Source organism: Candidatus Dormiibacterota bacterium (assembly GCA_035532835.1).
In the GTDB taxonomy this organism is placed as follows: Bacteria; Vulcanimicrobiota; Vulcanimicrobiia; order Vulcanimicrobiales; family Vulcanimicrobiaceae; genus DAHUXY01.
In genome coordinates, this window is the sequence record DATKQG010000022.1 from 1 (window position 1) to 9,543 (window position 9,543).

Here is a 9,543-nt window from a genome sequence, read left to right on the forward strand (position 1 = left end):
ACCAAGGCAAAACGTGGAATCGCTACATGGGCGAGTTCGTCGGCATTGCCGCCGACCATTGGGATACGATCGTACGGTACGTTACGGACGCGCCGGAACCCGTCGACCGCCGCAAGATGCAAAATCAGGAAATGGGCGAGAAAGTCGATGACGCCTACCGGCTGCTGCCGCTGGTGCTGCAGCAGAAAATCGTCACGATGCTGGTGAAGCAGAATAAACTTGACGAACCAAAGCCCGGGCAGACCCCCCTGCTCAAGCTATTCTACGGCGGGCTCGTCAAGCGCCAAGGCCAGAAGCCCGCGCACCGCTTCAACGTGCACAGCCGGATTCGGCGAAACGAAGAAACCGTCGCCTACGACACGCGATTCCTGATTACCGACGACGGCGAGATCACACCCGTCTAGCTCGCGTCTGGAGAGCCTACCTCGTTTGGGAAACCTGTGATTTTTGTGCAATCGACATGGATGTCGACTTCCTTTGAACGTTGCACAAAAACACAGGAGTAGGAAGCGCGCAGGATGCGCGCTGACGAACGGTTCCCCAAACGAGGTAGGCTCTCCAGACGCGAGCTAGACGGCCGCGGTCGGGCCTAAGATGCAGGCAACGCGAAGGCCGCGCGTGCATCGCTGCGTCGCGCGGCCTTCGCGTTCTTGGCGATCCGTTTTCGCTCGATGTTAAATCGTACTCTCGAGTTTAAAGATGCGGACGCGCCGGTTGGGTTCTAGCCCGGTGCTGCGCGACTGCAAGCGATACTTCTCCGCTAATTGATGCTGGGTTCTGCGGATATACGAAGTCTGCGGAGAGAGCTCGATCGCCTGGTTGGTCAACAGCACTTGGTAGACGGCTTCCTCGGCTTCGCGTAACGCGATCTCTTCATGATCGATCGATCCTAGGTTGAAGACGTCGCGCAGAGCCGTTTGAATCTGCGTCGTGGTATTGGTTTTGATCGAGTAGATCGGCACGTTGTCGGAGGCGATTTGTTTGAGCTTTGGCTGGCCTTTGCGCTCGAGGGTTTTGAGCGTGACGACGACGTCGGCATCGTCCCACGTTCTGGCGATCGAAGCGTTGACGCGGAGGTTGTGGATCGCCCTTTCGATTTTGTTCCGCGACACGCCGTATGGAAAGATCAGGAGCGGTTTCTCGCGCTCGGAGGCTTCCATCGGTTCGTGGTTTTCGTATGCTTCCGCGAGATGCGGCATCGACTCGGTGTCGGCTTCTTGGATGACCTTGACCTCGCCGCTGGGTTGCCGTTGACGAATCTCCGGCTGCGGCTGGTAACCCCGTAGAAGCGAATCGACGACTTCCGCGACGTTCTTATGAATGGCGAGGTGATCGCGATCGTGGATCTCCACCACCACGTCGAAAGTCGGCGGAGCCTTGCGTTCCAGCACGGTTTTACGCGTGCCGCGACGGCGCGCTTCTTCATCCGAGAGCGTCACCGCGCTGATGCCGCCCATCAGATCCGAAAGGGTCGGGTTCATGAGCAAATTCTCAAGCGACTGCCCGTGCGCGGTGCCGATCAGCGTGACGCCGCGTTCGGCGATCGTGCGTGCGGCGGCAGCCTCGGCCTCGGTACCGATTTCGTCGATCACGATGACTTGCGGCATGTGATTCTCGACCGCTTCGATCATCACCGAATGCTGCAACGCCGGGTCGGCGACTTGCATGCGGCGGGCTAGGCCGATTCCGGGGTGCGGAATATCGCTATCGCCGGCAATTTCGTTGGAGGTGTCCACGATGACGACGCGCTTGCGATCCTCCGAGAGTATCCGCGCGCACTCGCGAAGCATCGTCGTTTTTCCGACGCCGGGCCTGCCCAGCAGACAGATCGACTGCCCGCTTCGCAAGACGTCGAGTAGAATATCGATCGTTCCATAGACGGCGCGACCGATCCGACACGTCAGCCCGACAATTTTTCCGGTACGATTTCGAATCGCGCTGATGCGATGCAGCGTCTGCTCGATACCGGCTCGGTTATCGGCGCCGAACGAGGAGATGCGGGAGCACACGTGCGCGATGTCTTCGTGCGAGACCGGCGTGTCGCTCAGATAACGAAAATCGTGCTCGAATCTTGCCTCGGGCGGACGCCCAAGATCGAGCACGACTTCAATGATCTCTTCGAGATTTGGCAGCCGAACAAGCGCCTGCCGGATGGAGAGGGGGAAGATATCGAGGAGTTGGGAGAGCTCCCAGCTCGGGGAAATGGACTCGATTTTAACCGCCAATACTGACCCTCACTTCCAAGGGACGTTTTGGTTACGTTACTCCTTCGCGGCCCGGCACCCTGCTCTCCAAAGACCTTATTCTTTGACCACGCGAATTATTTTTAATTCGTCGTCGTACGGGCCCTGAATGCGGACGCCCGCCTTCATCTCCAACTTCAGATAATCGATCAGGTCTTCAGTGATTTCTTCGCCGGGTGATATGACCGGGATACCGGGTGGATAAGGCGAGATCGTTTCGGCACAGATGCGACGCCCTGAGTTTTTGAATTCGACGAATTCCGTATCGGCGAGAAACGCATCGCGAGGGAGCATGCGCATCGGGGGGATCGCCGGCAGATGATAGGTACCGCGTTTGAGACGTTGCTCGAGTATTCCGGAGGGCGCGTATTGATCGAGCGGGCGATCGTCGCGCGCCATCTCTTCGAATGCGCTGACGAAACGCTCCGCCGCGTCGTGCGTCGTTCCAATAGTGAACAGGGCGACGACGTTGAACAAGTCGGCGAGTTCGACTTGAATATTGTAACGCCGGCGTAAAATTTCCGAAGCCTCGTACCCCGTATACCCGAGGCCCGTAACGGTGACGGTCACCTTGGTCGGGTCGAGATCGAATACGCCCGGGCGGCCCTGGAGTTCTTCGCCGAAACAATAGACGCCGTCGATCGCGTTCAGCCTCCGCCGCGTCTCGGTGGCGAGTTCGATCGTACGCGAGAGCAGGGCGGCGCCTTCGGTCGCCATTTGCTTGCGCGCGACGTCGAGCGAGGCGACCATCGGCAAGTTGGGCGAGGTCGAAAGAAACATCTTCAACACGGCTTTGAGGCGGTCGATCCGAACGCGATCGCCGATCTGGTGCAGCATCGCGCATTGCGAGAACGCCGAGAGCATCTTGTGCGTGGAGTTGATGGACAGATCGGCACCGGCTTCGGTCGCCGAAATCGGAAGCGCCGGATGAAACTTGAAATGCGGCCCCCACGCTTCGTCGACCAGCACGAGCTTGTCGGCTTCGTGCGCGATACGGACGATCTCGGGCAGGTCGGCGGCCACGCCGTAGTACGTCGGCGACACGATATAGATGGCGACCAGATCCGGATGAGCCTCCAGCGTCGCACGCACCGTTTCGGGCGTGACCGTGTGGTCCATGTGCATCTCTTGATCTACGGCGGGCTGCATGTAGATCGGGTGAGCGCCGCTCATGACCAGTCCGCCGAGCATCGACTTGTGAGAGTTGCGGGGAACCGCGATCTTATCGCCGGGATTCACGGCCGTCATCATCATGCATTGATTGCCGCTGGTCGAGCCGTTGATGAGGAAGAACGTATTGTCGGCGCCGTATGCCTCCGCCGCCAACGCCTGCGCCTCTTTGATCGATTCCATCGGCTGAAGGAGGTCGTCGATACCGGGCATCGGCGTGAGATCGATGGCGCAGATATTATCGCCGACGAATTCGCGGAACGCCCGGTCCATACCGATGCCCTGCATGTGGCCCGGGGTATGGAACGGCAGGACGCCCGAATCGACATATTCGAGGAGGGCTTGAAAGTAGGGGGTTTTGGTTTGATCCACCGTGAGGCTCCCAGCAGACGCGAAGCGGAAAGTGGGCGCAGAGGCGCCCGAGCTATCGCCGCTAGCGTTCCTTAGCGGTGGCCGAATGGTGGGCGACGATGAAGGCCGCTCGACGGATCGAGGGCATGAGGCGACGGTGCGTCAAGCGAGGACTTCAAATCCGAGGCGATCGAGCATAGCGAAGTCATCATTATCCCCGCGACCGCTCGTCGTCAAGTAGTTTCCCAGGACGATTCCGCTGGCGCCGCTGCGCATACCCAAATCCTGGAGACCCTGCAGCGTCACTTCTCGGCCGCCGGCGAAGCGCACCAGGGCCTTGGGCAGCGCTAGGCGGGCCATGGCCACGAAGCGCAGCGCTTCGATCGGTTCCACCAGAGAGCGATCGCCGAAGGGCGTCCCGGGCCGGGGGTTGAGGAAATTGATCGGGACCTCTTCGGGTTCGAGCACCTGGAGGGACGCCAGAAAATCGATGCGATCCTCGATCTCTTCGCCCATGCCGATGATCCCGCCGCAGCAGACTTCCAACCCGTGTTTCTTCACCAATTCCAGCGTTGCCCAGCGTTCCTCGTACGAGTGGGTGGTACAGACCGATGGAAAGTAGCGGCGCGAGGTCTCTAAATTATGATTGACCTTATCGACCCCGGCCTCGAGCAACGCCAAAATTTGATCTTCGCGCAGGATCCCGAGCGACACGGCCACCGTCAACGGCAACTCGGCTTTGATCGTCCGCACCGCTTCGCACACGCGCTCGAGCAGCTTCGTCGACGGCCCGCGCACGGCGACCACGACACAAAACTCGCTCGCGCCGCGCGCGTGCGCTTCTCGCGCGGCCTGCAAGAAACCCTCGACGCTCGACACCGGCTCCGCCTCTACGTCGGTTGCAAAACGCGCGCTCTGCGAACAGAAATTGCAATCCTCCGAGCAGCCGCCTTTTTTCGCATTGTAGAGTACTTCCACGGCGATCGCATTGCCGCAGAAACGTTCGCGTACCGCATCGGCCAGGGCAAGCAGATCGGGCACGGCATCGTCCGGCAGACGGCTGAGTTCTTCCAGCAGAACGCGATCTGCGGGAAGGCCGCGTTCCAAGACGCGCTCGCGCGCACGCTCGATCGTGGGATGTGACACCGTCGTATGAACCTCGCTACAGCAGGGACGAGAAGAGCTTCGCACCGGCTCGCACGGAGGCCGCCTCGTCGGTCGCAAACGGCAGAATGCCAAAAATCTCGAGCTTTCCCTGCAACGTGCGGAGCACGTCTTCGCGGTAGTCGGGTGAGGAGGGAGCGAACCGGTCCACCAGGATGGCTCCCGCGACCGGAATCTTGAGTTGCCGGCAGAGCATAAGCGTGAGCAACGCATGGTTGATACACCCCAGACGCAAGCCGACCACGATGATCGCCGACAGCTTCGCCAGGACGGCGACGTGCCCGAAGTGCTCGCGGGCATTGAGCGGCACCATGATGCCGCCCGCACCTTCGGCCACGAGCGGAGCATCGATCGATGCGAGCGCATCGGCGAGTTCTCGCGCGCGTACTTCGGGCGCTTCTTGCGCCAGGGCAGCCGAGAACGGGTCCGCGGCTTTGGTGAAGCGCGCGAATTCGAGATAGCGCGCGCCGGAGAGTTTGCCGGCACGCGCCGCGTCGCCCGGCACTCCGGGCGCAAGCCCGGTCTGCACCAGTTTGACGACGGTCGGCGGCTTCGTCGCGGACGCATCGCGCAGCGCGAGCGCCAACGCGGCGGTGACGCGGGTCTTGCCGATGTCGGTATCGGTTCCGGTTACGAGGTAGCGATGCATCGCTGGAGCTCCCGTAGTGCGAGATCGATGTGCTCGGACGTATGGTCGGAGCGTAAGGAAAACCGCAAACGCGCACTCCCCTCCGGCACGGTCGGCGGCCGAATCGCCGGCGCATAGATCCGTTTCGCGAGCAAACCCGCGCTAACGCGTAGAGCGGTTGCGCAGTCGCCCAGCACCACGGGGACGATGGGCGAAGGCGATTCGATCGTGGGCAGCCCCATGGCCCGCAACCCGCTACGAAATTGCGCGACGGCAGCGTGCAAGCGCTCGCGCCGGCTTTCGTCGCGCTGCGCGAGCGCGAGCGCAACTCGTGCCGCAAGCGCAATCGACGGCGGCAGGGCGGTATCGAAGATGAACGGCCGCGCGGTATTGATCAGCAGTTCGACGAGCGCAGCCGGGCCGGCCACAAAGCCGCCCATCGCTCCGAGCGACTTTGAGAGCGTGCCCATGACGACGATCCGCGGGTCGTCCAGATCGCGCGCGAGCCCGCCTCCCGCGGGGCCGGCGACACCCAGCGCGTGCGCCTCGTCGACCAGCAGCACGTCCCCATCGCCAAGATCCCCGAGCATCGCGGCGAGGTCCACCGTATCGCCGTCCATACTGAAGATCGATTCGGTCACGAGCAGGGCGTTCGCACCGCGCCGCGCGCGCGGCGGCGGTTGCGCGTGCGGATAGATGATGCGCGGCGCGTGCGCGAGCCGTATCCCGTCGATCAACGAAGCGTGATTGAGGCGATCGGAGTATATGCGATCGACGCTTGCGGCCAGGGCCGGGATGACGCCCATTGCCGCGTGATAGCCCGAGGAAAAGAGTAACGCGCGCTCCCGGCCGAGCCAAAGCGCCAGTTCCTCTTCCAGTAGTGAATGCTCGCGGTGCCTGCCCCCGAGCAGGCGCGCGCCGCCCGACCCCACGCGCGTCGCGCGCCGGAAGGCTTGCACGACCTGCGGATCGGTCGCAAGGCCCAGGTAATCGTTAGACGAGAAATCGATCGCATCGCCGACCTGATAGGGTTCCAACGTACGATACCTGCCCTGCGAACGCACCTTCGCAAGCAGCGCTTCTATTCGACGTATGTACGTCATGCGCAGCGCTCGAGTTCGTGCGCCAACGCATCGAAGAACGCATCGATCTCATCCGGCCGCGAGTTAAGCGGCGGAACCAATTGCACGACATCCCCTATCGGGCGCGTAAAGTGTCCGCGCTCGTATAGCCCCTCCGCGATGCGCCACGCCGGGCTTGCATAGCTTTGCGCCGGGATAGCTTCGGAGCGCAACTCGATGCCGATCATCAAGCCGGCCGCTCGAACCTCGCGTACGAGCGGGTGTGACCGAAAACGCTCCAGCCCGATCGCCGCATGCCGCGCCAGGGCGGCCGCGCCATCCAACGTGCGCTCTTCCTCGAAACAATCGAGCGAAGCCAATCCGGCGGCGCATGCGATCGGGTTTCCGGCAAACGAGTGCCCGTGAAAAAAATGCACCGCGTCCCTCTGCTCACCGAGGAACGCTTCGTACATCGGGCGACGCGCCAGCGTTGCCGAGAGCGCGAGCACGCCTCCGCTCAAACCTTTGCCTATGCAGAGCAGATCGGGTTCGAGCCCGAGTTGCTGATATGCGAACATCGTGCCCGTACGTCCGAATCCGGTGGCGATTTCGTCGACGATCAAGAGCGTGTCCCGTTCGCGAAGGTTGGCGTACACCTCGGGCGGCACCAACCTCATGCCGGCCGCAGCTTGAACCAACGGTTCCACGATGACTCCCGCAACGTCGTCACCCAGGGGTCCCCGAAAGCGATCGTAGGGCAGCGATTCAAACAGCACTTCCGCAAAACGCTGTTTGAATACGGGGATATCCGAGAGGCTCATGGCGCCGGTGGTATCGCCGTGATAGGCGGCTGCCAATCGGACGAATCGTTTGCGTTGCGGCTGCCCGACGTTCTGCCAGTACTGTAGGGCCATCTTTAGGGCCGCTTCGATCGCACTCGCGCCGTCGCCGCCGAAGAACGCATAATCCATGCCGGTGATGCCGCACAGGCGATTCGCCAGCTCTTCCGCCGCCGGATTCGTCGCGCCTAACGTGGTCGCGTGGTCGAGTTCCGCCGCCTGGCGCGCGATCGCCTCAACGATGCGCGGGTGCGCGTGCCCGTGCACGATCGTCCAGATCGAACTCGTCGCATCGAATACGCGATGCCCGCGAGCATCCGTAAGCATCGTCCCGGCACCGCGAACGAACATCCTACGCCTCGCGTCGAAGGACTGCATCTGAGTGAACGGAAGCCAGAGGTGAGAATCGACCGAAAGCATGATGGACGACGAATTTCGTTTGGACGCACCCGTTATCATCGTCGGAGGAGGCCCGGTCGGCCTGGGCCTCGCGCTGGGCCTTGCCCGCTATCGCGTTCGCTCGATTCTGCTCGAGCGCCGTACCGACGATATCGGGGAATCCCGCGCGATGGTCATTTGGCCGCGAACCCAGGAGATACTGCGCGATTGGCTGGCCTACGACGCGGTTCGCGCGGCCGGCATCTTCGTGCAGGATTTTCGCGCCTGCGATGCCGGTTCGAACGCTCCGATCGTCGATCTCGATTTTCGCAATATCGACGACGTCGTCGACGACCCGGGCGTCCTCGTCATTCCTCAGTACGTCACCGAGCGTGCCTTGGGAGAGCTCGCCGCCGCCAGCGCATACTGCGACGTTCGCAGGGGTGTCGAAGTCGCGACGCTTTCGCAGGACGAGCGCGGCGTAACGGTTACCGCGACGGGCCCCGCCGGGCCGACGACGCTGCGTGGATCGTATGCCGCGGGCTGCGACGGCGCGCACGGTATCTCGCGCCACGCCCTCGGCCTCTCGCTGGAAGGCATGACCTATCGTTCGCGCGTCGTCCTTAGTGACGACGTCATCGATCGCACCTTCGACGACCGCGAGCTCGCTCGCGTTGACGTCGATAGCCCCGGTTTGGCCTTCGCGGTGCGTTTCGCTCCAAACGAATGGCGCACGATCGCCTCGATACCGGCCGACGTTACCGAAGAAGTCGCGCTCTCGCCGCAAGCGCATACCGCGCGCTTGGAACGTTTGTTCGGTAAGGGCGTGCAGGCGCACACCAAATGGAGCAGCCTCTTTAGTATCCATCGCCGCCACGCTCAACGCTTCACGACCGGTCGCATCGCCTTGGCCGGCGACGCCGCGCACTTGAACAGTCCCGCCGGAGCGCAGGGAATGAATGCAGGCTTGCACGACGCTGCAAATCTGGCCTGGAAGCTCGCAGCGATCTTCAACGATATCGGAGACGGCGCCGCACTCTTCAACAGCTACGACCTCGAGCGACGCGAGATGGTCACCGATACCGTCGAACGCTTTACCGATCGCCTCACGCGCCTGGGTATCGGCCTGCCCCCGCGCATCAAACAACTCGGCATTCACCTCTTTTCGCGAGCGCTCCGCGGCCGAGGCATGCAGCGCAAGATCTGCCGCGGTATCGGAATGCTCTCCGGGCGTTACACGAAATCTCCGATCATCGACACGCGCCATCCGCTTGCCGGCAGGCGCATCGACGATCTTCTATTGCCCAACGGCAAGCGGCTCAATCGCGCACGCAACGGCGAAGCCGTGCTGATCGCCGCCGGCGATATCCGGCTCAACGGATTCCGATCCATCGGCGTCCTCGCCCCGCCAAAGCGATGGCATCTAAAACGCGCGGCCGCGCTGATCGTTCGCCCGGACGGATGCGTAGCCTCCGTCATCGATGCTCCCGATCCCGAGCGCATCGCCGAAGCTTGGCAACGCGCCTTTTGCGGAACGCTGCCGCTACCAATCGCCGAGGTGTAGGCGCCGGGCTCGGCTAGGAGCGGGCTTCGGCATAGGGTGGATCGGGAGCGTGCAGTTTTTTCGACCTGGCCCGGAGGGCCATTTCCGAACTTGTTTTGTCGAAAAAATGCTCGAGCTGAAAAATTTCATGGATGAAATTTTTGGG

General features: G+C 62.2%; 8 protein-coding genes. 2 read left to right on the plus strand and 6 right to left on the minus strand.

The features are described from left to right. Nucleotides 1-404: hypothetical protein (locus tag VMW12_02760; protein HUZ48646.1), on the plus strand; the 404-nt coding region annotated here is incomplete at its 5' end. Nucleotides 405-674: 270 nt separating this feature from the next. Here the strand turns inward: VMW12_02760 and VMW12_02765 are convergent. The 6 genes from VMW12_02765 to VMW12_02790 form a co-directional block, all read right to left on the minus strand. Beyond that, nucleotides 675-2,225, minus strand: a complete 1,551-nt coding sequence (locus tag VMW12_02765; protein HUZ48647.1) for a R3H domain-containing nucleic acid-binding protein — start codon at nt 2,223-2,225, stop codon at nt 675-677. Nucleotides 2,226-2,300: 75 nt separating this feature from the next. Next, the gene (locus VMW12_02770; GenBank protein HUZ48648.1) at nt 2,301-3,785 is read right to left on the minus strand and encodes an aminotransferase class I/II-fold pyridoxal phosphate-dependent enzyme; all 1,485 of its coding nucleotides are present in this window, start codon (nt 3,783-3,785) and stop codon (nt 2,301-2,303) included. A gap of 141 nt (nt 3,786-3,926) precedes the next feature. Continuing rightward, the gene (gene bioB / locus VMW12_02775) at nt 3,927-4,910 is read right to left on the minus strand and encodes a biotin synthase BioB (GenBank protein HUZ48649.1); all 984 of its coding nucleotides are present in this window, start codon (nt 4,908-4,910) and stop codon (nt 3,927-3,929) included. Nucleotides 4,911-4,926: 16 nt separating this feature from the next. Then, nucleotides 4,927-5,577: a dethiobiotin synthase gene (gene bioD, locus VMW12_02780; GenBank protein ID HUZ48650.1), complete on the minus strand. Its 651-nt coding sequence runs from the start codon at nt 5,575-5,577 to the stop codon at nt 4,927-4,929. Further along, nucleotides 5,559-6,659 carry an 8-amino-7-oxononanoate synthase gene (locus tag VMW12_02785; protein ID HUZ48651.1) on the minus strand — a complete coding sequence of 367 codons (1,101 nt, stop codon included), beginning with the start codon at nt 6,657-6,659 and terminating at the stop codon, nt 5,559-5,561. The genes bioD and VMW12_02785 overlap by 19 nt, the downstream gene beginning before the upstream one ends. Next, on the minus strand, nt 6,656-7,807 hold the full coding sequence (locus tag VMW12_02790; GenBank protein HUZ48652.1) for an aminotransferase class III-fold pyridoxal phosphate-dependent enzyme: 1,152 nt from the start codon (nt 7,805-7,807) through the stop codon (nt 6,656-6,658). The genes VMW12_02785 and VMW12_02790 overlap by 4 nt, the downstream gene beginning before the upstream one ends. 67 nt (nt 7,808-7,874) lie before the next feature. Between VMW12_02790 and VMW12_02795 the strand changes: the two genes are divergently transcribed. Next, nucleotides 7,875-9,398, plus strand: coding sequence for an FAD-dependent monooxygenase (locus VMW12_02795; protein ID HUZ48653.1), 1,524 nt, complete (start codon nt 7,875-7,877; stop codon nt 9,396-9,398). The last annotated feature ends 145 nt before the right edge of the window (nt 9,399-9,543 follow it).